Below are 24990 nucleotides of genomic sequence, written 5' to 3' on the forward strand. Positions count from 1 at the left end.
CAGCGCCCGCGCCAGCCCGGCGCCCCGCGGGTGCGGGGCGGTGGCGTGGTGGGCGTCCGAGGAGGCCGCGAAGCCCGCGATGTCGGCGTACCGCCGGGCGCCCCGGGCCGCCGCGTCCTTGCTGCGCTCCAGCACCAGGATCGCCGCGCCCTCGCCGGCCACGAATCCGTCCCGGTCCGGCGCGAACGGCCGGGAGGCCGCCGCCGGGTCGTCGGTCCGGGCCGACAGCGCGCCCATCCGGGCCAGGCCGTTGAGCGTTCCCGGGCTGATCGCCGACTCGGTCCCGCCGGCCAGCACCACGTCGCACAGGCCGGAGAGCAGCCACTCGCGGGCGGTGCCGATCGCCGAGGCACCGGAGGCGCAGGCGGTCGCGGTCACCAGGCTCGGGCCCTGGATGTGCTGGTCCATGGCCACGTAGCCGGCGACCATGTTGACCATCCCCATCGGGATCATCAGTGCTGACACGTCCTCAGGAGCCCCCTGGAAGTAGGTGCGCAACTGCTTCTCCAGGGTGGCGGCACCGCCGAGCGAATTGCCGATCACCACGCCGACGCGGGTGCAGTCCCAGGAGCCGCAGTCCAGCCCCGAGTCGGCGACCGCCTGCCGGGCGCCCACGACGGCGAGCTGGGTGAAACGGTCCAGCTTCCAGGCGTTGCGCCGGCCGAGTTCGGCCACCGGGTCGAAGTCCGGGACGCGGCAGGAGATGTCGACCCTCTCGCCGGCCAGCTCGGGGTCGGTGGTGGCGGCGGACACCCCGGAGAGCAGCCGCTGCCAGTTCTCCGCCACGCCGATGCCGGCGGGGGTCACCAGCCCGATACCGGTGATGGCGACGCCCCGTCCGCCCGCGTACCTGCTCATGCCTGCTCCGCCTTCGCGCGGATGACGTCGACCGCCTCGTCGAGGGTGAACGAGGACTTGAGCTCGCCCTCGGCGAGGATGATGTCCATCTCCTTGCGCAGGATCAGGCCGAGCTCGACCAGGATCAGCGAGTCGATCTCCAACTCGTCGAAGGTGGCGCCGGAGAGCAGCTCCGCCTCGTCGAGGCCGAACTTCTCCCCGATCAGGGCGGCCAGACGGTGCTTGAGGGACTCCTGGGCGATCGAAACGGTCATGACGGACTCCTTGTCGGTTGTGTGGGAGGTGCTGATGCGCTGTGCGGTGGTCACGGAAGCTCCGGTGGGGTCGGGGCGGGCCGGCCCAGATCAGGCCAGACCAGGGCGGCGGAGCCCCAGGTGAGCCCGCCGCCGAAGGCGGTGAGCAGCACCCGCTGTCCCGACGCCAGGTCGCCGTCCGCGACGGCGTCGCGGAGCGCGAGCGGGATCGAACCCGCCACGGTGTTGCCGACCCGGTCGAGGTTCACCACGAACTGCTTCTCGTCCAGCCCCAGTTGCTCGCCGACGGCGCGCAGGATGCGGATGTTGGCCTGGTGTGCGACCACCTTGGCGGGCTCCCCGCCCGTCCAGCCGAGCCGCTCCAGCAGGGTCCGGCTGGACTCGCTCATCCGCAGCACGGCCTCGGTGAAGACGGGACCGCCCTGCATCGCGAACCACTGGTCGCCCTCGGCGGCGGCCTCGCCCGAGGCCCGCTGCCGCGAGCCACCGGCCCGCACGGTGATCAGGTCCTCGCCGGCGCCGTCGGCACCCAGGTCGAAGCCGAGCAGCGCGCCGGGTTCGTCGGCCTCCCCGGCCCGCAGCACGACGGCTCCGGCGCCGTCGCCGAAGATGGCCGCTGTGGTCCGGTCGGCGGGGTCGAGGATGGTGGAGAAGGTGTCCGCGCCGATCACCAGGGCCCGGTCGGCCAGGCCCGCGGTGACCATCGAGACGGCGGTGGCCAGCGCGTAGAGGAACCCGGTGCAGACCGCCGCCACGTCGAAGGCCGGTACGGTGCCCAGCCCCAGCCGGTGCGCCACGACGGGAGCCGTGGCCGGGCAGGGACGGTCCGGGGTGCTGGTGGCCAGCACCACCAGGTCCACCGGGGCGGGGCCGGCCGTCCGGCCCGCGACGGCCAGGGCCTCGGTCGCGGCCTCGACCGCGAGGTCCGAAGTGGCCCGGCCCGGTTCGATCACGTGGCGGTTGCCGATCCCGGTGCGGGTGCGGATCCACTGGTCGGAGGTGTCGAAGCGGGAGGCCAGCTCCTCGTTGCTGACCGCGATCGTGGGCAGCGCCCCGCCCACCCCGCACAGCACGGCTGCCCTGGTCATGCCGCCACCGCCGGTTCGCTCGTCCCGGTCGTCGCCGTCTTCCCGGTCGTTGCCGTCGTCCCGGTCGAGACCGTCGTCGCCGGTGCCTGGACGGCGGGGACGGCGGCCGTCGCGTCGGGGGCCGGGGCGGGGAAGGCGTGCCGGGCGCGGCGCAGGGCGAGGCGGACCTCCGTCGGATCGGGCGCCGTCAGCGCCGCCACATGGCCGTCAGGGCGAACCAGCACGGCCCGCGGCTCACGGCCCAGCAGCGGCCGCAGCCCCGGCCAGCCCGAGATGTCCTGGACCACCAGGCCCTCCGGTGTGGTCCGCGCGAGCTGGTCGCGGCGGTCGGTCCAGTCGGCGTCCTGCCGGTCGCCGGCCCAGAGCAGCAGGGTCAGCCGCGCCGGGTCGATCGCGGGCCACCGCTCCGCGCCCGGCTGCGGCTCGCCGTGCGCGGCGAAGACCGGCAGCCGGTCACCGACGCGGGCCTTGCGGGTCAGCCCGGGCAGGGTGTCCCACAGCGTCTCGGCCGGGCGGTAACTGACGTCGTGCTGGGCCATCAGCGGGGCCGCGAAGCGCTGCAGCACACCGGTGTGCTCGGCGACCCGGACCGCGGCGTCGCGGGCGGCGATCTCGTGCGGGCGCTTGAACAGCCCCCAGCTGGTCTGCTTGGCCGTGGTCAGCACGATCCGCTCGGCAGCGATCCGGCGCTCGGTGTCGTAGCCGTCCAGGATGCCCGCGTCGAACGTGCCGCCCACGACCCCGGCCAGCTTCCAGGCCAGGTTGACCGCGTCCTGGATGCCGGTGTTCATGCCCTGCGCCCCGGCGGCGCTGAACACGTGGGCCGCGTCGCCGGCGAGGAAGACCCGGCCGGCCCGCATGGTCTCGGCCACCCGGCGGCGGGCCCGGAAGATGGTGGACCACTCCAGCCGGCCGACCAGGCCGGGGGTCGGCGAGCGTTCGTCGAGGAAGTGCTGGAACAGCTCGCGCGGCGGGCCCTCGGGGCGGTCCCAGTCCGGCACGCTGATCGCCACCCGGAAGGTGCCGTCGCCGAAGGGCGCCAGGCCCAGCGCTCCGGTCCGGGAGTAGCAGTAGTGCATCGCGTGCGGGTCCAGCTCGCCCTCGACGGGGCCGTCGCCGATCGCGAACAGCACGTCGTTGCCGCTGCCGAGGAACTCGATGCCGGCGAGGCGGCGCACGGCACTGTGCGCCCCGTCCGCGCCGATCACCCAGTCCGCCTCGATCTGCTCGCTCCGCCCGTCCGCCCGCTCGACGGTGGCGACGGGACGCGGCGCGGCGGTGTCCAGTCCGGTCAGCGTGCCGAACTCGATCTCCCCGCCGTGGTGGGCCAGTCGGGCCCGGATCAGCTCCTCGGTGGTGTTCTGCGGGATGACCACGCCGAACGGGTACGGGGTGCCCGTCAGCCGGCTCATCTCGACCGAGCCGAGGTGCCGCTTGCGGGAGTAGTAGCGGACCGCGTCCAGCCGGTTGCCCGCCTCCACGAGCGGGCTCGCGGCGCCGATCCGGCCCAGCAGCTCCAGGCTGCGCGGCCAGACCACGCTGGCACGGGAGTGCTGCACCGGCCCGCCGGCCGAGTTGTCGATCAGACGGACCGGCACGCCCTGGCTGAGCAGTTCGGTGGCGAGCACCAGCCCCACCGGGCCGGCACCCACGACGAGGACCGGGCGTCGCCCGCCCTCGCGCAAGGGGATGGTCATCGCTGTGTGCCCTTCTCGGATCGGTCGGTGGTGGTCATCGCCGACGCACCACGGCGGCGGTCCAGGTGAAGCCGGCGCCCGCGCTCAGCACCGCGGCGGACTCGCCGGGCGCCAGCTGGGCGGGGCCGTCCTCGGCGCAGAGCGCGGTCAGGTTGGCGAACAGGTCACCCGCGCCGAGATGCCCGGTGCGCTCGCCCAGGTCGAGCACGGGCGCGTCGGTCACCTCGGCGACCGCGGGCCCGTAGACCTCCCGCGCGGTGGTCCGGCCCAGCCGGGGCAGCAGGACCGCGCGCAGCGGTCCCGTCCCCGGGCCTGCCGCGGTCAGCGCCTCCGCCAGCACCTCGCTGGTCCGTCGCCGCAGGTGGTCCAGGAACTCCGTGCGCCCGTACCGGGCGAGGAACGCCTTCTTGGTGCGGCGCACGTCCACCACGTCGCTGCGCGTGTGCGGGGCCGGGTGGAAGGCCTCCAGGTCGCGGTGGGCCGACTCCAGCGCCGGTGCCGCCTGGGTGACCAGCGCGCGGAGCACCAGCGCCCCGGGCGGGACGTGGGCGGGGGTGCCGCCCCGTCCGATCACGGCGGCGGTGGCCCCGTCGCCGTACCAGACCCCGTAGTCGCCGCCCCAGCGGTCGAAGCCGGGGGCGGCGAAACGATCCGCCGTGGTGGCCAGCACCGGCCCCACCCCGATCTCGTCGAGGCGGTGCACGGCGGCCTGCAGGGCCGCCGCGGCGCCGTTGCACATCTGCTGCACGCCCATCGGCACGGCCTGCTCGGCCCCGAGTTCGGCGGCGACGAAGTGGGCCGGCGACCAGAAGTCGTGTCCCTGGTAGTAGGTGCTCGCGTGCAGCACGGCGGACAGCTCACCCGCCCGGGTGCCGGACTTCCGCAGGGCGCGCCGGGCCGCCCGCACCGCGAGCTCCGGGGCGGACTCCTCACCCGCGACCGGGAGTTGCTCGTAGCCCATGGACTCCGCCTCCTCGGCGGTGATCCGGTCGGCGGCGAGCGCGTCCGCGGTCTTCTCGGCCTCGTTCGGCAGCCACTCGGCGGGGGCCAGCCAGAGGTGGTCGGGGATCATGCGCACTCCTCGCCTTCGGGCAGCGGGTTGACCGAGGCCGAGGTCGTGGTGTGCATCCGACCCGAGGCGATCACGTCGCCCTGCTGCTCGAAGTCGATCCAGAACGTGCGCAGATCCGGCAGCATCAGACTCAGGTTGTCGTCGTGGGCGTACGGCTCGGTCTTGCGGATGTGCACCGTGGTGGGCAGGTCCAGCTCGGCGTAGCGCATGAAGGAGAACTCGAACCCGGCCACCGTGCTGCGGTTGACCGAGGCGCCCCACAGGTCCGACAGGCCGAGCAGGCTGATCTGCCGTGCGGCCTCCATCAGCACCATGCCCGGGACGTGGTCCTGGCCGTGGTCGAACATGCTCCGGTTGTCGAGCGGGATGCGGACCGTGGCGTAGCCGCTGTCGGTGCCCATCGCCGCGGTCGAGAGCACCACGTTGGAGGGCGAGTTGCGCCCGACCAGGTGCGGCGGCACGTAGGCGGTCTCCCGCGGTATGTCCCGGAACGGGATCAGCGGTTTGCTGCGGCCCTGGAGCCGTACCGTCTCGTACACCTCGGCCGGGATGTAGCCGACGTCCATGCTGACGAAGCCCAGGCAGCGCTTGGCCAGCTTCATGTCGACGCCGAAGGTCAGGCCCCGGACGTCGCCGGGCGCGCCACGCCGGTTGCTGGTGCGGACCGTGATCCGCATCTCGCCAGGGGTTTCCTCCACCGGGATGGTCAGCAGCCCCGGCAGCGCCATAGACCAGGAACGGAGCAGGAACTTGCTGCTGTTGGACACCCCGGCGAACTCGTGGCCGCCGTAGGTCTCGGCCTGCCGGCAGCACTCCAGCAGCAGCATCGGGTCGGGGGCGCCCAGCCGCGAGGTGTGCTCGGTGTAGTAGGCGTGCGAGGGCGGCAGCTGGGCGGCGGCCACGTACTCGTCCTCGCTCACCTGGCGGGCGTCCGTCAGGAACACCTCGGCCAGCGCCCAGCGGTGCAGCACGGAGCGGTTCACCGTGCTCATGAACTCGAGGTTGGCAGCGAGTGGCGGGCAGCCCTTCTTCTCTTCCTCGTCGGTCATCTCTCGGTCGGTCATCTCTCGGTCTCCTGATTCGGCTTCAGCGGGCGTCAGCGGGGCGGGACTCACGCGACCCAGGCGAGGGGGCTGCGGTAGTCGACGTCCGAGCGGTCCCACCGCACCCGGACCGGTGTCGGCGCGGGGGCGGGCTGCGGCGTTCCGGTGGGGCGGGCGGCCGGCAGCACGGCGGTCAGTACGGCGGTCAGCACGGCGAGTTCCTCGGCGGTGGGGACGCCACGGAGCACGCGGAGGGAAGGACGGTCCGGGTCGGCGCTCACAGCGGTGTGATCCCGTGCTTGCGCTGCGGCAGCGCGCGGTGCTTGGTGCGGAGCATGGCCAGCGAACTCGCCAGCGTCGCGCGGGTCTCGGCGGGGTCGATCACGTCGTCCACCAGCCCGCGCTCGGCCGCGTAGTACGGGTGCATCAGCTCGGCCCGGTACTCCTTGACCATCTGGGCCCGGGTCGCCTCGGGATCGTCGGCCGCGGCGATCTGCCGGCGGAAGATCACGTTGGCGGCGCCCTCCGCGCCCATGACCGCGATCTCGTTGGTGGGCCAGGCGAACGACAGGTCGGTGCCGACCGAGCGGGAGTCCATCACGATGTAGGCGCCGCCGTAGGCCTTGCGCATGATCAGCTGGATCCGCGGCACGGTGGCGTTGCAGTACGCGTACAGCAGCTTGGCGCCGTGCCGGATGATCCCCTTGTGCTCCTGGTCGACGCCCGGCAGGAAGCCGGGCACGTCCAGCATGGTCACCAGCGGGATGTTGAAGGCGTCGCAGAAGGACACGAAGCGTGCGGCCTTCTCCGAGGCGTTGATGTCCAGCACCCCGGCCAGCGACAGCGGTTGGTTGGCGACGATGCCGGCGGTGTGGCCGTCGATCCGGGTCAGCGCGCAGACCACGTTGGTGGCCCAGGTGGGCTGCACCTCGAAGAACTCGCCGTCGTCCACGATCTCCGCGATGACCGCCCGCACGTCGTACCCCCGCGCCGGGTCGACCGGGACCAGCTCGGCGAGCCGCTCGCAACGCCGGTCGGCGGGGTCGTCGGTGGGCACCACCGGCGGGGCCTGCCGGTTGTTGGCGGGGAGGTAGGAGAGGAGATGACGCACGTCCTCCAGGCAGCTCGCCTCGTCGTCGTACGCGAACGCGCACACCCCGGAGACGCCGGAGTGGACGTCGGCGCCGCCCAGACCGTCCATGCTCACCTGCTCACCGGTGACCGCCTGGACGACGTCCGGGCCGGTGATGAACATCTGCGCCACGCCGCGCACCATGAACGTGAAGTCGGTCAGCGCCGGCGAGTACGCGGCGCCGCCCGCACACGGCCCGAGGATCACGCTGATCTGCGGAATCACGCCGGAGGAACGGGCGTTGCGCTGGAAGATGCCGCCGTAGCCGGCCAGCGCGGTGACCCCCTCCTGGATCCGGGCGCCCGCGCCGTCGCAGAGGCTGACCAGCGGAGCGCCGGCCGCCTCGGCGAGGTCCATCAGCTTGTGGATCTTCGCGGCGTGCGACTCGCCGAGCGCCCCGCCGAAGATCCGGAAGTCGTGTGCGTAGACGAAGACCTGCCGGCCCTCGACGGTGCCCCAGCCGGTGACCACGCCATCGGTGTAGGGCTTGCGGTGCTCCAGGCCGAATCCGCTCGCGCGGTGTCGGCGCAGCGGCTCGACCTCGGTGAACGAGCCTTCGTCCAGCAGGAGTTCGATCCGCTCCCGGGCGGTCAGCTTGCCCCTGGCGTGCTGCGCCGCGGTCGCCTTCGGGTCCGGCCCGGCATGCGCCTCGGCGTGCATCGCGTGCAGTTCCCTGACCCGGGCCGACAGGGTGTCGGTCGGCTCCTGCTCCTCCGCTCCCCCGTAGGAGACCGGGCTTTCCCTGACGGGTGTTTCGACCATCGTGGTCATGCCTTGTCCTCCCATCGGTCGGCACGTGACTGCGCCGCCGGGAACAAGGATTCGACCCACTCGACAATGCGCCGCTCAAGGCGCGGAAAAGGCCTCCGGCCCTTTTGCGGGGCCTTTCCTGGCCGTTGCTCCGCCCTTGCCGCGCCCTTTCCACGCCCTTTCCGCGCCCTTTCCGGGGCTTGAGCGACCGGTCGGCACGATGTGACCTGCCTCAACCGTCCCCGGAGGGAAGCCCCATGACCACACCACCGAGCTCCGCCGTGCTGTTCCCCGGCCAGGGCGTGCAGCGCCCCGGGATGGGCGACCCCTGGCGCGGCAGCGACGTCTGGCAGCTCGTCGAAACCGTCTCGCAGGCCTCCGGCCACGACGTGGCCGAGCTGCTGCTGACATCCGACGAGGCCGCGCTCGCTCGCACCGACCGCGCACAGATCGCGGTCTTCACCGCCTCACTGCTCGCCTGGCAGGAGTTCCGCGAGCAGGGCCGGGCCGACTCGGTGGTCGCGCTGGCGGGCCACAGCCTCGGCGAGTACACGGCCCTGGTGGCCGCGGGCGTGCTCAGCCTCACCGACGGCGCCCGGCTGGTCGGCGAGCGCGGCCGGGCAATGGCCGAGGCCGCCCGCAGGCGCCCGGGCGCGATGGCCGCGGTGATGGGCGGAGGCCCGGAGACCGTCGAGCGGCTGGTCTCCGCCCTCCGGGAGGAGGGCGAGGACATCTGGGCCGCCAACTACAACAGTCCGCAGCAGACCGTGGTCGCCGGCAGCCGCGCCTCCGTCGTCGTGCTGGCCGCCCGCGCGGCCTCCGCCGAACTGCGCTGCAGCCTGCTCCCGGTGACCGCCGCCTGCCACAGCCCCTACCTGGCCGACGCCGAGCCGGCGCTGCGCGCCGCCCTCAACCGGGCAGAGTTCCGGGCCGGCACCGTCCCGGTGATCGCCAACGTCGACGCCCGCCCCCACCACGGCGGTCCGCACTGGCGCGAGCTGAGCGCCCGCCAGCTCACCAGCCCCGTCCACTGGTGCACGTCCCTGATCACCCTCCACACCGAGCTGGGCGTCACCGACCTCACCGACATCGGCCCCGGCCGCACCCTGGCGAGCCTCGCCCGCCGCACCCTCCCGACCGTCCCGGCCCAGAGCTTCGCGTCCCTCCCAGTCGCGGCGTAGCACGTACGGAAACCCAAAGGCCCCGGTCGCAGCGGACTGCGACCGGGGCCTCGAAGGAGCCGCCTTCGGGATTCGAACCCGAGACCTACGCATTACGAGTGCGTTGCTCTGGCCAACTGAGCTAAGGCGGCGAACGGGGATTAGTCTACACAGGTCGGAGGGGTGCTCCTGCACGCCTTTCGATCACGACATGATCACCCCGCCGCCGACGCCGTGGCGAGCTTGGCGGCGAAGCCGATGAAGAGTGCGGCGACACCCGTGGTGAGGGTGGCCGAGAGACGGCGGCGGACTCGGAAGACGGCGGCGAGGCGGTGGCCCGCCAGGATCAGCGTCGAGAGGTAGAGGAAGCTGAAGAGCTGAACCGTGCCGCCGAGGACCGCGAAGGAGAAGCCCGGGCTGGCGTAGGACGGGTCCACGAACTGCACGAAGAAGGAGAGCAGGAAGAGGATCGCCTTCGGGTTCAGCAGGCTGATCAGCAGGGCGCGGCGGAAGGGCGAGGTCTGGGCGGCCTCGGGCTGGCCCGACGGGGCGGGCTGCGCGGACCCCTCGGGTCCAGCGGGAGCGGCCGGCGTCGCGTGGCGCTCGCGCCAGAGGTCGCGGGCGGCCTTGAGCATGCCGTAGCCGATGACCAGCAGGTAGACCGCGCCGATCAGCTTCACCGCGTCGAAGATCACCGGCGTGGTGCGCAGCAGCGAGGCCGCGCCGAGCGAGGTGAGGGTGATCAGCGTGGTGTCGCCGAGGAAGACGCCGGCCGCCGCGCGGTAGCCGGTGGATATGCCGGCGCGGGCGGCGGTGGAGAGCACGTAGAGCGAGTTCGGCCCCGGGAGCAGGACGATCAGCAGGGCGCCGAGGGCGTATGTGGGGTAGTGGATCACGCCGAGCACGGCGCCTGCCTTTCATCGGAGACCGCGGCGGGGGAACCCGCCCGATGAAAGGATCGTGGAGGGCAGTCGCTCCTGACAACTGCCCTCCGTGTGATCACGCTTTCACTGGCAGACCGTGCCCTTGGCCGGGACCTTGCCCTGCAGCAGGTAGAGGTTGACCGCCTCGTCGATACAGGGGCTGCCGCCGGGGTTGCGGGCGTACGCGGTGTGGCCGTCGCCGTCGTAGGTCAGCAGCGTGCCGGTGTCGAGCTGCTGGGCCAGGCCCTGCGCCCACGCGTACGGGGTGGCCGGGTCGCGGGTGGTGCCGACCACCAGGATCGGCGCCGCCCCCTTGGCCGGGACGACGTGCGGCGAGCCGGTGGCCTGGACCGGCCAGTACGCGCAGGTCAGGCCGCCCCAGGCGAGGCTCGCACCGAACTGCGGGGAGGACTTCAGGTACGCGGGCAGCTGCTGGCGCACCTGGTCGGGGCTGGTCGCCGCGGGCGGCAGGTCCAGGCAGTTCACCGCCGCGTTCGCGTACATCAGGTTGCTGTAGTGGCCGCTCGTGTCGCGCTCGTAGTACGCGTCCGAGAGCGCCAGCAGCTCCTTGCCGTTGCCGTTGTTCATCGCGTCCGCGAGGGCGAGGCGCAGGTCCGACCACTGCGCCGGGTCGTACATGGCGGAGATCACACCGGTCATGCCGAGCGCCTCGTTCAGCCGGCGCGGGTCACCGGTGGGCAGCGGGTCGGCGTTCAGCGACTTGAAGAAGGCGTCGAGCTTCTGGTCCGCCTGGTCGACCGTGCCGCTGCCGAGCGGGCAGCTCGGGCGCTTCACGCAGTCGGCCGCGAAGGCGTTGAAGGCCACCTCGAACCCGCCCGCCTGCTGGGAGTTGAGCTGCTGCGCGGTCAGCGACGGGTTCATCGCCCCGTCCAGCACCATCGTCCCGACCTTGGACGGGAACAGCCCGGCGTAGGTGGCGCCCAGGAAGGTGCCGTAGGACTTGCCCACATAGTGCAGCTTCGCGTCGCCGAGGAGGGCGCGCAGCACGTCCATGTCCCGCGCCGACTCCACCGTGCTGACGTGGTTCAGCAGCTTGCCGGACTGCTTCTCGCAGGCCTGGGCGAAGCTCTTGTCCGCCGCCACCAGCGCGTCCACGCCCGCCTGGTCGGTCGGGGTGGTGTTCACCTGGGTGTAGGCGTCCATCTGGGAGTCCGTCAGGCACTGCACCGGCGCGCTGCGGGCGACGCCGCGCGGGTCAACGCCGACGATGTCGTAGGCGGCCCGCACCACCGCCGGGTAGGTCAGGGCCGCGTACTCGGCGTAGTCCACCGCCGAGCCCCCGGGACCGCCCGGGTTGACCAGCAGCGACCCGAGGTGCGGCGCGCCCTGTCCCGTCGCCTGCTTGCGCACCGCGGAGAGCGTGAGGTCGCCGCCGCCGGCCGCGCCCGGGTGGGCGTAGTCGAGCGGGACCTTGAACGTCGCGCACTCGAAGCCGGAGTCGCAGGGGTGCCAGGACAGCTGCTGGCTGTAGTACGACTGCAGGTCCGCCGGGACCGCCGTCGGCAGCGGCTCCAGCGTGGTGGCCGAGCCGTTCGACGCGGTGTCGGTCGAGGACGGCCCGCCGGCCGCGGAGGCGCTCGACCCGTCGGTCGAGGCACCCGGGGAGGATCCGGAGGAACTGCAGCCGACGACTCCGACCGCCGTCAGCCCGAGGACGGCCAGCGCCGCGACGGCCCTGGACGCAGCCGGCTTGGGCCGCTTGGACGGGACGACGCTGGGCATGCGGGTTCTCTTCATGCTCTCCCCAGGGTGGGCCGCGCCGCGGCGACTCCCGCTGCGGTGCGGGTGAAGCGAGTGGTGAGGGTGGTCGGGCGTTGGTGAGGTGAGGGCGGTCGGGTGGTCGGTGCTGTCGGTGGTCGGTGCTGTCGGGTGGTAGCCGGCTTCGGGTGGAGGGTGCTGCGGCCGGCCGGTCAGTGGTGGGCCGCGGCGGCGAACTCCTCGGTTACATAGTCTGCCGCCATTCTGACCAGTCGAAAGCGTTCCCGTCCCGTGGTCGCGTCGCGAACCACCGAGGAGAGTCGGACCGCCGCGTCCGGGGCTCCCTGCAGCGCCGACCGGAGCCGGTTCGCCTCGGCCTGCCCCGCGGTGTCCCGGTGCGCCTGGGCCAGCGCCAGCCGGATGCCCGGCGGCAGCGAGGACGCGCCGCCCCCGGACGCCGCCGGGCGGGGCAGCGCGCCGCCGAGAGCCGCGGCGCCCGCGTACGCGTCCGGGTGGGTCAGCTCGGCCGCGACCGCGCACGAGGACCCACCGTCCACGCCCAGCTCGGCCCAGGAGCGTGACCGCGAGGCCACCCGGAACCGTCCGGCGACCGCGCCGCGCAGCGCCGTGTCGTCTGCGGCCAGCGCGCACGGATCCTCCGGGGCGACGGCGACGAAGGGGTTCGCGTGCCCGGCGGTGACGGCGCCCGCGAGCCCCTCCCAGACCTCGGCCAGCTCCCCCTGCGGCGCGCGGACCACGATCCCCTGCAGGGCGGCGGATCCCGGGTGGGTGCCGTCGTGGGCCCCGTACTGGGCCGGAACCCAGACCCGCACCCGCCCCGGGACTCCCGGCAGTGTGCCGAGGTAGAGCCGCCCGCCGGAGGGCTGTCCGACGACGGCGAGCACGGCCGGCGCGGCGGAGGCGCTCGCGTGCGCCCGGTCCGAGTCCGGCTGCGGCGAGGAGGGGCGCACCGGGGCGACGGCCGCCACCGGCTGCTCCGCCGGCGCCGCGCCGTTCCCCATGCCCTCCCCCGAGCCGTTGCTCCCCGGGCCACCGACCGCGGACATGACCGCGCCGACCACCGCCGCCAGGAGCGCGACGGCCGCGGCGAGGCCCCGCCCGGCCACCCGGACGTACCGGGGCGTCAGCTCGTACACCCGCCCGGCCCGTTCCTCCCGCCAGGCCCCGAACGCGCTGCCGGCCAACCCGACACCGAGCGTCGCCCCGGCAGCGATCAGCGCTGCGCTCCACCACAAGGTCATCCTGTCCGGATCCCCCGTCCGGGGGCAGGTGATCAATTCCCCTCCCATTGCCACCCGAAGGAGGGAACGCTCAGGCGGAACCGAGCCGTGGTACAGGGCGGACGGAGCCGGTGAGCAGGCCGGACGGAGCGTCAGCCCGCGCGGAGGGTGACCGCCATGGCCTCGACCGCGAGCAGCGGCGCGACATTGCGCTCGATCGCGTCGCGGCAGGCCAGGACGGCCTCGATGCGGCGCAGCGTCGTCTCCTGGGACGACTGCGCGGCGACGCGCTCGACGTTCGCCCGCAGGTCCTCGTTGGCCAGCTCCCCGGCCGCCCCGAACTGCACCGAAAGGACATCCCGGTAGAAACCGGCGAGGTCGATCAGGGCCAGGTCGAGGCTGTCGCGCTGGATGCGGGTGGCACGGCGCTTCTGCCGGTCCTCCAGCTCCTTCATCGCGCCCGCGGTGCCGCGCGGCATGCGCCCGCCGACACCGGCCGCCGCGCCGAGCGCGGCGCGCAGCTCCTCGGTCTCCTTGACGTCCACCTCGTCCGCGACCTGCTTGGCCTCCGCCCCGGCCGCGTCGACCAGCGCTTGGGCGCCGGCCAGGCACTTGCCGAGATCCCCGACGACCATCGGCAGGCGCAGCACCTCGGCGCGGCGGGAGCGCGCCGACTCGTCCAGGGCCAGCCGCCTGGCCCGGTCGATGTGCCCGTGCGCGGCCCGCGCCGCGAACGCGGCGAGCTGCGGCTCCACTCCGTCGCGCCGCACCAGCACGTCCGCGACCGCGCCGGCAGGGGGCGTGCGCAGCACCAGCAGGCGGCAGCGCGAACGGATCGTCGGCAGCGCGTCCTCGACGCTGGGCGCGCACAGCAGCCACACCGTGCGCGGCGCCGGCTCCTCGATCGCCTTCAACAGGACGTTGGCTGCGCCCTCGGTGAGCCGGTCCGAGTCCTCCAGGATGATGACCTGCCAGCGGCCGTTCGCCGGCGACATCGAGGCGTTGCGGACCAGCTCCCGCGTCTCCTTGACGCCGATGCTGAGCATGTCCGTACGCACCGTCTCGACATCCGCGTGGCTGCCCACCAGCGCCGTGTGGCAGCCCTCGCAGAAGCCGCAGCCCGGCACCCCGCCCAGATCCAGGTCGGGCGAGGTGCACTGCAGCGCGGCCGCGAAGGCACGCGCGGCCGCCCCCATCCCGGAGCCGGGCGGACCGGTGAACAGCCACGCGTGCGTCATCCCCGTCGCACCGGCGGCGGGCGTCTCGCCCGCCACGACCGCGCGTGCCGCACGGGCGGCGGAGACCAACTGCTCCACCACCTGGTCCTGCCCGACCAGGTCGTCCCACACGCTCACGTCACGCCGCCGCTCTACCGTCTCTGCTTGACCGGCCGTCTGTGCTGTGCTTTCTCGGCTGTCGGCCGAGGCCCGACGGCTCTCTCTTCACTGCTGGCAGCCTAGCCGCCACCACCGACAACCGGCCTCAGTGGCGCTGGGAACCGGCGTCCGGGCCGGGCTCCTCGCCCGGGTGCTCGGCGTGCCACTGCGCCCACTCCTCCTTGGTGCCGAGGAGCTGGTCGGTGAGCGACGGCAGGTCGTCCAGCGGGGTCTCCTCCGCCCAGTCGTAGCGGCCGCCTCGCGCACCCGCCCCCCGGGCGTCGGCGCCCGGCTTCGGACCGACCGCGGGGATCTGCGCCGTGGGCGCCTCCGAGCCCGCCGGGCCCGGCTCGGGCCGGAAGAGCCAGTCGGGCACCTTGTCCTGGACGCTCTCACCGCTGCGCGGCGCCGCCTCCCGCCACGCGCGCGGCAGCGACCGCTCCGCCCGCGGGTCCACGACGGGCATCACCGTCGTCTCCTCGGCGGCCGACGCGGCGTCAGCGGCCGAGGCCTGCGGCCGCGGCGCCTCCTGCCCCGCGTCCTGCGCCGAGCCCTTCCGGGAGAACCGCGAGCGACGGGTCTTCTTCGGCGCGTCCTCCTCGGCCGGCCCGGCCACCCCGACGACGGGCGGCTGCGCCGGCATCGGCGGCATCACCATGGTCTCGTCCGAGGCCCCACCCGGAGCAGCGGGAGCGGTGGGTGCAGCAGGTGCGGCGGGCCTGGGCGCGGCCGACGCGGCGTCAGCGGCGCCGGTGCCCCGGGCCGAGCCCGTCGTGCCCTCGTCCTTGCCGCCCACGACGGGCAGCACGGCGGTGGACTCGACCTCGCTCTCGCTCCGGTCGACGGCGTCCGCCACCACACGCGGCATCACGGTCGTTTCGTCCATCGCGGAGTCGAAGGCGGCGGAGGCGGAGGCAGTGGCAGAGCCCGAGGACGTCGACGCGCGGTCGACCTGCGGCAGCTCGGCGGTCGCGTCCTCGGCGTCGGAAGAAGCGTCAGACGCGCCCGAGGCGCCCGAGGCGCCCTTCGGGTGCTCGGCGTCCGCCGGAACACGCGGGAGCACGGCCGTCTCGTCATCGCCACCGGCTATGGGGCGGTCCGCACCGGCGGAGTCGTGCTCGGCGCCCCGGACACCGGCCCGCGCCTCCCGCTCCGCAGCGGCAGCGGCCGCGGTCGCGACGGCCGCCGCCTCCGCCGCCAGGCGGGACTCCTCGGCTCGGCGGAGGGCCTCCTCCGCCCGACGGCGCTCCTCCGCGCGCTTCTCGGCGCGCTGGCGCTCCAGCTCGGCGAGCCGCTCCGCCTCGGCGAGGGCCGCCGCATGCGCGGCCTCCTCGGCCCGGCGGCGCTCCGCCTCCTCCGCGGCGCGACGCGCCGCCTCGGCCTCGGCTGCGGCGCGGGCGGCCTCCGCCGCCTGGCGCGCGGCCTCGGCCGCCTTGCGGTCCTCCTCGGCCTGGCGGGCCTTCTCGGCCTCCTCTGCCTCCAGCCGGAGCCGCTCCAGTGTGGCCTGGCGCTCGCGCTCGGCGCGCTCCTCCTCGGCCTTGCGGCGGGCCTCCTCCGCCAGACGGCGCGCCTCGGCCTCACGGGCCAGCCGCTCCCGCTCGGCGAGAGCCGCCTTCTCCTGCTCGGAGAGCGGCAGCTCGCGGTCGAGCCGGTGCCGGATGGCCGTGGTGACGGCGTGCGGGGGCTGGCCCGCGTCGACGATCAGGTAGCGGCCAGGGTCGGCCGCGGCCAGCGCCAGGAAGGCTGCGCGGACCCGCTGGTGGAAGACCTCCGGCTCGGACTCCATCCGGTCCGGCGCCTCGGAGAAACGCTCGCGCGCCGCCGACGGCGCCACGTCCAGCACGACCGTCAGGTCCGGGACGAGGCCACCGGTGGCCCAGCGGTTGATCCGGGCGACGTCGTCGGCCTCCAGATCGCGGCCGGCGCCCTGGTAGGCGATGGACGAGTCCATGTACCGGTCCGTGATCACGACGGCGCCGCGTTCCAGCGCGGGCAGGATCACGGAGTCGACGTGCTCGGCGCGGTCGGCCGCGAAGATCAGTGCCTCGGCGCGGTGCGAGATGCCAGTGTTGGCGACGTCGAGCAGCATCGCGCGCAGCCGCTGGCCGATCGCACTGCCGCCCGGCTCGCGGGTCAGCACCACCTCGTGGCCCTTGCTGCGGATCCACTCCGCCAGCGCCTGGGCCTGAGTGGACTTGCCCGCGCCGTCGCCGCCCTCCAGGGCGACGAAGAAGCCGGTGCCAGCCCGGTAGGCGGGCGGCTCGGCGCCGGCGGTCAGCGCGTCCCACACGTCACGCGGCAGCGGGGCGACGCCCTTGCGGTCGTCGGCGCGCAGCAGCACCACGACGCCCGCGATCACCAGCAGCAGGCCGGCGAGCGCGACCGAGAGGCCCGCCCCGCCGTGGTCGAAGGTCAGCGTCGTGCCGCCGAACTGCTCCGGCCCGAAGGCCGCGCCGATCAGCGGGGAGGCGACGAGCGCGAGTGCGACGGCGACCCGAAGCATCGCGTGCAGGTGCTCGTCGACGCGCGGCCGACGGGCCTCCTCGGTCTCCTGCGCCAGCAGGTCCCGCGCACCGCGGAAGGCGACGCCGCCCGCGATCCCGGCGAGTGAGAAGAGGACCAGCGCCAGCACGTAGTCGCGGACCAGGCCACCCAGGACCAGCCCGAGCCCGGAGACGACCATGGCCAGCGGCAGCATTCGGCGCCGGCTCAGCGGCGGCAGCACGCTGCGGCTGACCCGCAGGCCCAGCAGCAGCCCCGCGGTCAGCGCGAGCACCAGCAGCGCGTAGCCGATCTCACCGGCCAGCAGGTCGAAGGCGTGCACGTACGCGACGGCCCCGGCGGCCGCGACCGCGGCGGCGGTCGAGCAGGCCGCGAAGGAGAAGGTCAGCGAGGAGCCGGTGCGTCCGCGCGCCACCAGACCCGGGGTGACGTCCGCCGGGGCGCGCAGGTTGGTGAGCGGCGAACGCGGCTCGAACGACCGGCCCCCCTCCGCCTCGGAGTCCGGCAGCTCCTGCCGGAAGTGCAGTACCCCGGCCGCCACGAACAGCGCGGCCGCGCCGAACCCGGCGAGCGCCAGCGGGTGCGCCGACAGCCACGCGACGCCCTGCCCGACGCCCTGGTTCAGCAGCATCAGCACGACGAAGCCGAGCGCGGCGAGCGGGATCGCGGCGTAGCCCGTCCACAGGTCGATGTGCCGCAGCACCGGCCGCTGGTCCACGGCCGGGTGGCCCGGCGCGGCATTCGGCAGCAGCGCCTCGGCGAAGGACTCGCGCGTGACCGTCACCACCCGCTCCAGCGCCGCCGTCAGGAAGACGGTGACCAGCAGCCAGATCCACGCCTTGACGCCGACCCAGCTCACCCAGAACAGCGCGCAGGCCAGCAGGGCGGCGCGCAGCGCCTCAGCCCCGACGAGCAGCTGCCGCCGGTCCAGACGCCGCGTCAACTGCGCGAGCGGCGCCAGCAGTACGGCGCCGAAGAGGACCGTCCCGAGGATCCGCGCACCGAAGGCCGCGGCGAGCGCGAACAGGGTCGCGGAGTATCCACCGCCCAGGGCCTGCGCCCCTATGACGGCGCGCACCGTCAGCGCGAGCAGCGTCAGCAGGGCGAGGCGGTCGCCCAACGTCCCCACCACCTGGGCTCGCCAGGCGCGCCCGTAGGCACGACCACGCAGCAGCGCACGGGCACGATCCGTCGGACTGACGCCGACGAACGGCCCGCTGCTGCGTTCCTCTGGGCGGGGGCTCTCCGGGGCCTCGCTGGTGGGCTCCTGCGACTCGGCGCTCATACGGCCAGCCTAACTGTCGCCCACGACACCCCGTCCCCCTGTTGGCAGACGGTTACCTTCCGGTACCGGAGCTGGTGCACTTTTGCAGAGCGCCCGCCAGGCAACACCCAGAGGCGCGAGGCCCCACCTGTGCGCCTCCGGCCACGTGCAACACCCAGGGGCGCGGGGAACTGCGCGACAAGCCACCGACATGCGGATGGTCCTCAGTGAGCAGGGCCATCCGCCCCGGTTGGTTGCTCGCGCACCGCGCCCCTGAGCGCTACGCGCTGGCGGTCTTCTTGGCCGCGGCCTTCTTCGCGGGGGCCTTCTTCGCGGCCGCCGTCGTCTTCTTGGCCGCCGCCTTCTTCGCGGGAGCCTTCTTCGCCGTCTTCTTGGCCGGGCCCTTCGCGCGCTTCTCCGCGAGCAGCTCGAAGCCGCGCTCCGGCGTGATCTCCTCGACGGAGTCGTCGCGCCGCAGGGTGGCGTTGGTCTCGCCGTCGGTGACGTACGGGCCGAAGCGCCCGTCCTTCACCACGACCGGCTTCTCGCTGACCGGGTCCACGCCGAGTTCCTTCAGCGGAGGCTTCGCCGCCGCGCGGCCGCGCGCCTTCGGCTGGGCGTAGATCGCCAGCGCCTCCTCCAGGGTGACCGTGAACATCTGCTCCTCGGTCTCCAGGGAGCGCGAGTCCGTGCCCTTCTTCAGGTACGGCCCGTAGCGGCCGTTCTGCGCGGTGATCTCGACGCCCTCCGCGTCGACGCCGACGACCCGCGGCAGACCAAAGATCTTGAGCGCGTCCTCCAGCGTCACCGTGTCCAGCGTCATGGACTTCAGCAGCGAACCGGTCCGCGGCTTGACCGCGTTCTTGCCGGTCTTCGGCGTGCCCTCGGGGAGGATCTCGGTGAAGTACGCGCCGTAACGGCCGTCCTTCGCCACGATCTGGTGACCGGTCGCGGGGTCGTTGCCGAGCATCCGCTCGCCGCTGGGCTGCGCCAGCAGCTCCTCGGCCAGCTCGACCGTCAGCTCCTCGGGAGCCAGGTCGTCCGGCACGTCCTTGCGCTGCTCGCCGCGCTCGACGTACGGGCCGTAGCGGCCGACGCGCAGCGTGATGCCGGAGTCGCCCAGCGGGAAGGAGCTGATCTCGCGGGCGTCGATGGCGCCGAGGTCGGTGACGAGCTCCTTGAGGCCGCCGAGGTGGTCGCCGTCGCCGTTGCCGGCGTCGGCCGCGGACGACGCCGCGCCCTCCACGCCGCCCTCGCCGAAGTAGAAGCGGCGCAGCCACGGCACCGACTCGGCCTCGCCGCGCGCGATGGCGTCGAGGTCGTCCTCCATCTTGGCGGTGAAGTCGTAGTCGACCAGGCGGCCGAAGTGCTCCTCCAGCAACCGGACCGCGGCCAGCGCGATGAAGGACGGGACGAGCGCCGTGCCCTTCTTGAAGACGTAGCCGCGCCGGATGATCGTGTCGATGATCGCCGCGTAGGTGGACGGGCGACCGATCTCGCGGTCTTCCAGCTCCTTGACCAGCGAGGCCTCGGTGTAGCGCGCCGGGGGCTTGGTGGCGTGGCCGTCGGGGGTGATCTCATCGGCGGTGACGCCGTCGCCCTCGGCCATCGGCGGCAGCCGGCGCTCGCGGTCGTCGAGCTCGGCGTCCGGGTCGTCGCGGCCCTCGACGTAGGCCTTGAGGAAGCCGTGGAAGGTGATGATCTTGCCGGAGGCGGAGAACTCGACGTCCCGGCCGTCGGCGGCGCGGCCCGCGACCTTGACGCTGACGGACTGGCCGACGGCGTCCTTCATCTGGGAGGCGACGGTCCGCATCCAGATCAGCTCGTACAGCTTGTACTCGTCGCCGGTCAGCCGGGTCTCGGCCGGGGTGCGGAAGCGGTCGCCGGAGGGGCGGATCGCCTCGTGCGCCTCCTGGGCGTTCTTGACCTTGCCCTGGTAGGTGCGCGGCGCGTCCGGCAGGTACTCGCGGCCGTAGAGCTGCTCGACCTGCGCGCGGGCGGCGTTCACGGCCGTGTCCGAGAGCGTGGTCGAGTCGGTACGCATATAGGTGATGAAGCCGTTCTCGTACAGCTTCTGCGCCACGTCCATGGTGCGCTTGGCGCCGAAGCCCAGCTTGCGGCTGGCCTCCTGCTGGAGCGTGGTGGTGCGGAACGGCGCGTAGGGCGAGCGGCGGTACGGCTTGGACTCGACGCTGCGGACGTTGAAGTCGGTCGCGGCCAGCGCGGCGGCCAGGCCGCGCGCGGCCTCCTCGTCCAGGTGCAGCACCTGGCCGGCGGCGGCGCCGGACGAGCCCTTGAGCTGCCCGAGCGAGTCGAAGTCACGGCCGGTCGCGACCCGGCGGCCGTCGACGGCGGACAGGCGCGCGCCGAAGGTGCCCGGCTCGCCGGCGGCCGCGGCGCGGCCGGCGTCGGCGGTGGCGAAGACAGCGGTCAGGTCCCAGTAGGAGGCGGAGCGGAACGCCATGCGCTCACGCTCGCGCTCGACCACGAGGCGGGTCGCCACGGACTGGACGCGGCCCGCCGACAGCCGCGGCATGACCTTCTTCCACAGCACCGGGGAGACCTCGTAGCCGTAGAGGCGGTCGAGGATGCGGCGGGTCTCCTGCGCGTCGACCAGTCGCTTGTTCAGCTCGCGCGGGTTGCGCACGGCCTCCTGGATGGCGTCCTTGGTGATCTCGTGGAAGACCATCCGGTGCACCGGCACCTTGGGACGCAGCACTTCCTGCAGGTGCCAGGCGATGGCCTCGCCCTCGCGGTCCTCATCGGTGGCGAGGAAGAGTTCGTCGGCTTCCTTCAGCAGCGACTTGAGCTTGGAGACCTGAGCCTTCTTGTCCGGATTGACGACGTAGATCGGCTCGAAATCGTGGTCCACGTCGATGCCGAGGCGTCGGACGTCGCCGGTGTAGCCCTCGGGAACCTCGGCCGCGGTGCCGGGAAGGTCGCGGATATGCCCGACACTCGCCTCGACCACGTATCCAGGGCCCAGGTAACCCTTGATCGTCTTCGCCTTGGCCGGCGACTCGACGATGACGAGTCGACGTCCGTCGCGTGCGGTCTCGCTGGTCGGGGACACCTTCGCTCTTCTCTCCCGGTCTGAGGGGTGGCCGCCGCGACTCGCGGCGACACGGTCCTGAATGCGGAGTGTGACCGCACCCCGGTGCCCCTTGTCAAACGGACGGATCCCGACATCTCTGCGACGGGAACCCCCCGCTGCCTCTCGAACGGTAACCCGAGTGGGCCGGTTCCCGCTGTTCGGGCGGGGTCGTACGGTATGTCGGAGCAAAGTCGTACGTGGTCACACGAACACGCGAGCAAAACTGCGAACACGCCACGAACAGGCCACGAGCAGGCCGGAGGGCGCCCGGCGGGGACGCGGACCCGCCGAACAGGCCCGAACCGGACAGCCGGATCATAGGACCGGCCGTCGGATTTCCGGCGCGCAATCCAACCCGTTCGGCGTGTCTCTGCCCATCCGGGCGCATGGGCATGCACCCGCCTGATAAGACCACCGGTCGGTGGACGGTGTTGCCGGCCCGCACGAGCCGCACGAGCCACACGAGCCTCGCGGCTCAGAACGCGGTTGCGAGCAGCGTCACACCGCAGACGGCGAAGAGCAGGCCCAGCAGCAGCCAGAACAGATCGCTGCGGCTCTGCGGCACGCCCTCCAGCGCCACCCGCGTCGGCTCCTGCGGGTCGTAGCGGACCGGCACCAGCGCGTCCACGGGCAGCGCGGCGGAGCGCCGGATCGAGGTCCAGCCGCGTGGGCGGGTCACCACCTCGCCGTGGCCCTCGACCTCGAAGCTGAGCAGCGGCGCGTTGTCGGCGTGGTCGACGTCGGCGGTCTGGTCCACGTCAGTGGCCTGGTCGTCGGCGGCCCGGTCGACGGCGACGTGATCATGGCCGGCGGCACGGTCGACCGCGGCGGACGGCGCCGGCCCGGCGGTCGCGACGCCGACCGGCTCGGCCACCCGTTCAAGTGCGGAGGCCGGCACCACCCGCGCCATGCCGTTGACGCCGACGCGCCGTAGGGTGCGTCGCAGGCGCACCTCCACGGCGCACCACCAGATGACAGCGCCGCCGAACAGGGTGAACCACGCCCCCGTGAACAGACTCAGTGGCGTCCCCATGTTCGCTCACCCCCCATGCTCTGTCGTCTGATGGTCGATCACGTGATCGGTCGCGGCAGCAGGTTGTCAGCGCGTCGGCAACGTCGGACCTATGGACGGCGAAGGCAAGGCAAACCCCCGATGAACGAGCGGTTCATCAGGGGTCGGCGGGAGCGTCGCGGGGTCAGGCGCGGGGCGGCGCGGGGTCAGGCGGGCAGCAGGAATCCCTGCTCCACCAGCAGGCGGATCTGCTCGGGCGCGCGGTCGCGCAGGATCACCGGGTCCTCCTCCAGCAGGCGGGCGATCGCGTCCAGGATGTCCCCGGCACGCAGCGTGCCCTCGCAGGCACCCGCGAAGCCCGCGCCGACGGTGTCGACCTTCGTCGCCCGTCGCATGCCCCGGTTCTGACGCAGGATCACGTGCTCGGGATCCTCCGCGCCGGGGACGCCCACCTGCTCCTGGACGACCTCCTCGGCCAGCCGGTAGCGCTCGTCCAGCAGCCCCGCGTCGTCGTGGGCGCGCAGGAAGTCCTGCCGGGCGAACCACTGCTCGATGACCGGCCCGAGCGGCTGCTCGACGGGATGCGGCCACTCCTCGGCGACCACGACCGGCTCCGCGCCCTCGGGCGCGCGGCGCAGCGTGATCCAGCCGAATCCGACGCCCTCGACCTTGGCCGCCTCGAAGGCGTCCAGCCACTCCGCGTACCGCCGCTCGTACTCCTCGCGGGGGCCGCGGTGATCGCCGCCGTCGCGCAGCCAGAGCTCCGCGTAGGTGGTCGGGTCCTGCACGTCGCGCTGCACGATCCAGGCGTCGCAGCCGGTCCCCGCGACCCAGGAGGCCACCCGGTCGCGCCAGTCCTGGCCGCGCACGTGCTGCCAGTTGGCCAGCAGCTGGCAGTAGCCGCCGGGAGCCAGATGCTCGCCGGCCCGGGCGACCAGGCTGCGGCAGAGGTCGTCGCCGGCCATCCCGCCGTCGCGGTAGGTGAAGCGTCCACCCGGCGAGATCACGAAGGGCGGGTTCGAGACGATCAGGTCGAAGCGCCCGGCATCCCCGTCCGCCGGGTCGGCCGCGACCGGCTCGAACAGGCTCCCCTCGCGGACCTCGACGCGCTCCCCCAGGGCCGACAGCTCGGCGGAGAGCCGCGCGAAGTGCAGCGCGCGCGGGTTCACGTCCGTGGCCACGACGTGACCGGCGTGGCGGGCGGCGTGCAGGGCCTGGATGCCGGAGCCCGTCCCGAGGTCGAGTGCGCGGCGCACCGGACGCCGCACGGTGATGTTGGCCAGCGTCGTGGACGCCCCGCCGACCCCGAGCACCAGCTCGCTGCGCGGCACGCCCTGGTCGGTCGCGGCGCCGGAGCCGATGCCGCCCGCCCCGCCGACGGCGCACCCGAGGTCGGAGACGATCCACGCGTCGGCGGTCCCGGTCTCCCCCGCGATGTCGTTGGCGTACGGCCGGACGTCGACCGTGGCCCGGACCCCGCCCTCGGGGGTGCGGGTCAGCCAGCCGTCGGCCAGCGCCTCCTCGACGGGCAGCGCGAGGACGGCCTGCGGGTAGGACACCTCGCGCTGCAGCAGGAACAGGCGCACCAGCGTCGGCAGCGTCCCCGCCCCGGCCGTGGCCCGCAGCGCGGGCACGCTCTCGCTGCGCGCGAGCGCGGCGTAGGCCGCACCGCCGAGCAGCTCCAGGCAGCCGTCGGCGGTGTACCCGGCGGCGACGAACGCCTCCCGCAGCCGCGCGATCCGCGCCCGGTCCACAACCGGCAGCGCGGCGCCACGCGCCGCCCCCGATCCTGCGGCCGCGCCGCTCACATCGGACTCTGCCGGGGTCCCGGCGGGGCTCTCAGGGGAAGAACTTTTCGTCACGCCAGCCATTCTTCCCGACTCCCCGCCCCATCCCCGCTGCGCTCTCTCCGCGCGCCGCGCGAACGGGCCACGCAAACGGGCCAGGGAGGCGGCGGGTCAGGGGGAGGCCGAACCGGAGGCCTTCGGGGTGGACTTGCTGGTCGGCTTGGTGGAGCGGTGGTCCGAGGACGATGCGGACGGGGCCGCCGCGGCGGAGCCGGAAGCGTTCGGGGTGGCCGTGGAGCTGTCCGCGCCGCCCGCCGTCGCGGTGTCGCTCGGTGCCGCGCATCCCGGCTGGCGGCCGAGCGCCGCGCCGAGGTCGCCACTCTGGAGCTTCTGCAGCGCCGCGGAAGACTGTGTGGAGAGCTGGCCGATCTGGTCCGAGACGCCGCGCAGGCCGGCCGCGAAACGGGCCTGGTCGTTGACCGGCAGCGCCTTCACGGTCTGCTGGACCTTGGTGTAGCCACCGGCGGCCTGATTCAGCTCGCTGACCGCGTCGGCCTGGGTCTGCGCGCCGTCGCTGGTCGACGGCGCGCCCGCGGCCTGGACCGCCTGCGCTATCTGCTGATTCCCGGCGGCCATCTTGCCCATGTCGTCGGCCATCCGCTTCTGCAGATCGGCCGGGCTCTCGCCCTGGACGATCCGGCCGGTGTCCGCCTTGGCGGCGGCCAGCGCGTTGATCGGAGCGGAGATGCCGCCGCACACGCTCTTGGCCCACGAGTCCAGCTTGGCCGTGTCGTCGCTGCCGCCGCAGGCGGCCGTGCCGAGTGCCACGACAGCCGCGACCGACGCGGCGACCGCGACCCGGACGGTCGTCGTCCGGCCCGTCCCGCGCCCGTCCCGCGACGCCCTCCGCGAGGCCGTCCCCGCCCCCGCCGCCGGCTCCTGCACCAGCCCTGCCACCTGCTCCGACCTGCTCACCGGGTCCCCTTCCCACGCTCTGACCCAGCTTGGGAACCTACAC

18 protein-coding genes and 1 tRNA gene are annotated in these 24990 nt (G+C 73.7%); 1 reads left to right on the forward strand and 18 read right to left on the reverse strand.

Annotated elements, in window-relative coordinates; translation table 11 throughout:
- The 8 genes from DN069_RS31780 to DN069_RS31815 form a co-directional block, all read right to left on the reverse strand.
- Positions 1 to 858 (reverse strand): beta-ketoacyl-[acyl-carrier-protein] synthase family protein (locus DN069_RS31780; RefSeq protein WP_243639995.1); only part of this gene is annotated, 858 nt, incomplete at its 3' end.
- A complete protein-coding gene (locus tag DN069_RS31785; protein WP_133260104.1) occupies positions 855 to 1112 on the reverse strand; it encodes an acyl carrier protein in 258 nt (85 codons plus the stop codon). The genes DN069_RS31785 and DN069_RS31780, both read right to left, overlap by 4 nt.
- A gap of 50 nt (positions 1113 to 1162) precedes the next feature.
- Positions 1163 to 2200, reverse strand: coding sequence for a beta-ketoacyl-ACP synthase III (locus DN069_RS31790; protein WP_111506702.1), 1038 nt, complete (start codon positions 2198 to 2200; stop codon positions 1163 to 1165).
- Positions 2197 to 3897, reverse strand: a complete 1701-nt coding sequence (locus DN069_RS31795; RefSeq protein ID WP_111506703.1) for an FAD-dependent monooxygenase — start codon at positions 3895 to 3897, stop codon at positions 2197 to 2199. The genes DN069_RS31790 and DN069_RS31795 overlap by 4 nt, the downstream gene beginning before the upstream one ends.
- Positions 3898 to 3931: 34 nt before the next feature.
- Complete coding sequence (locus DN069_RS42485; protein ID WP_111506704.1) at positions 3932 to 4969, reverse strand: beta-ketoacyl-[acyl-carrier-protein] synthase family protein; 1038 nt, start codon at positions 4967 to 4969, stop codon at positions 3932 to 3934.
- On the reverse strand, positions 4966 to 6033 hold the full coding sequence (locus DN069_RS31805) for an AfsA-related hotdog domain-containing protein (RefSeq protein WP_111506705.1): 1068 nt from the start codon (positions 6031 to 6033) through the stop codon (positions 4966 to 4968). Before DN069_RS31805 ends, DN069_RS42485 begins: the two co-directional genes overlap by 4 nt.
- Positions 6034 to 6080: 47 nt before the next feature.
- The gene (locus DN069_RS31810; RefSeq protein WP_111506706.1) at positions 6081 to 6293 is read right to left on the reverse strand and encodes an acyl-CoA carboxylase subunit epsilon; all 213 of its coding nucleotides are present in this window, start codon (positions 6291 to 6293) and stop codon (positions 6081 to 6083) included.
- Positions 6290 to 7804 (reverse strand): acyl-CoA carboxylase subunit beta, encoded by a 1515-nt coding sequence (locus DN069_RS31815; protein ID WP_243639998.1) that lies wholly within the window; start codon positions 7802 to 7804, stop codon positions 6290 to 6292. Before DN069_RS31815 ends, DN069_RS31810 begins: the two co-directional genes overlap by 4 nt.
- A gap of 347 nt (positions 7805 to 8151) precedes the next feature.
- Between DN069_RS31815 and DN069_RS31820 the strand changes: the two genes are divergently transcribed.
- Positions 8152 to 9075 carry an ACP S-malonyltransferase gene (locus DN069_RS31820; RefSeq protein ID WP_111506707.1) on the forward strand — a complete coding sequence of 308 codons (924 nt, stop codon included), beginning with the start codon at positions 8152 to 8154 and terminating at the stop codon, positions 9073 to 9075.
- Between the two features lie 57 nt (positions 9076 to 9132).
- Here DN069_RS31820 and DN069_RS31825 read toward each other — a convergent pair.
- From DN069_RS31825 to DN069_RS40505, 10 genes are all read right to left on the reverse strand, one after another.
- A tRNA-Thr gene (locus DN069_RS31825) sits at positions 9133 to 9206 on the reverse strand.
- Between the two features lie 63 nt (positions 9207 to 9269).
- A complete protein-coding gene (gene leuE, locus DN069_RS31830) occupies positions 9270 to 9959 on the reverse strand; it encodes a leucine efflux protein LeuE (RefSeq protein WP_111506708.1) in 690 nt (229 codons plus the stop codon).
- Positions 9960 to 10061: 102 nt separating this feature from the next.
- The gene (locus DN069_RS31835) at positions 10062 to 11720 is read right to left on the reverse strand and encodes an alpha/beta hydrolase (RefSeq protein WP_111506709.1); all 1659 of its coding nucleotides are present in this window, start codon (positions 11718 to 11720) and stop codon (positions 10062 to 10064) included.
- Between the two features lie 188 nt (positions 11721 to 11908).
- Entirely contained in the window at positions 11909 to 12958 is a 1050-nt protein-coding gene (locus tag DN069_RS31840; protein ID WP_111506710.1) for a hypothetical protein, read from the reverse strand.
- Positions 12959 to 13089: 131 nt separating this feature from the next.
- Positions 13090 to 14292, reverse strand: a complete 1203-nt coding sequence (locus DN069_RS31845) for a DNA polymerase III subunit delta' (protein WP_111506711.1) — start codon at positions 14290 to 14292, stop codon at positions 13090 to 13092.
- Positions 14293 to 14419: 127 nt separating this feature from the next.
- The gene (gene tmk / locus DN069_RS42490) at positions 14420 to 18100 is read right to left on the reverse strand and encodes a dTMP kinase (protein WP_111506712.1); all 3681 of its coding nucleotides are present in this window, start codon (positions 18098 to 18100) and stop codon (positions 14420 to 14422) included.
- Positions 18101 to 18359: 259 nt separating this feature from the next.
- The gene (gene topA / locus DN069_RS31855; protein WP_111506713.1) at positions 18360 to 21152 is read right to left on the reverse strand and encodes a type I DNA topoisomerase; all 2793 of its coding nucleotides are present in this window, start codon (positions 21150 to 21152) and stop codon (positions 18360 to 18362) included.
- Between the two features lie 496 nt (positions 21153 to 21648).
- The gene (locus tag DN069_RS31860) at positions 21649 to 22206 is read right to left on the reverse strand and encodes a DUF3592 domain-containing protein (protein WP_111506714.1); all 558 of its coding nucleotides are present in this window, start codon (positions 22204 to 22206) and stop codon (positions 21649 to 21651) included.
- A 185-nt stretch (positions 22207 to 22391) separates the two neighbouring features.
- A complete protein-coding gene (locus DN069_RS31865) occupies positions 22392 to 23948 on the reverse strand; it encodes a DUF7059 domain-containing protein (RefSeq protein ID WP_424556350.1) in 1557 nt (518 codons plus the stop codon).
- Between the two features lie 195 nt (positions 23949 to 24143).
- Positions 24144 to 24947, reverse strand: coding sequence for a hypothetical protein (locus DN069_RS40505; RefSeq protein ID WP_165845726.1), 804 nt, complete (start codon positions 24945 to 24947; stop codon positions 24144 to 24146).
- Positions 24948 to 24990 lie beyond the last annotated feature (43 nt).

Origin of the sequence: Streptacidiphilus pinicola, assembly GCF_003258295.1 — a bacterium.
GTDB lineage: Bacteria > Actinomycetota > Actinomycetes > Streptomycetales > Streptomycetaceae > Streptacidiphilus > Streptacidiphilus pinicola.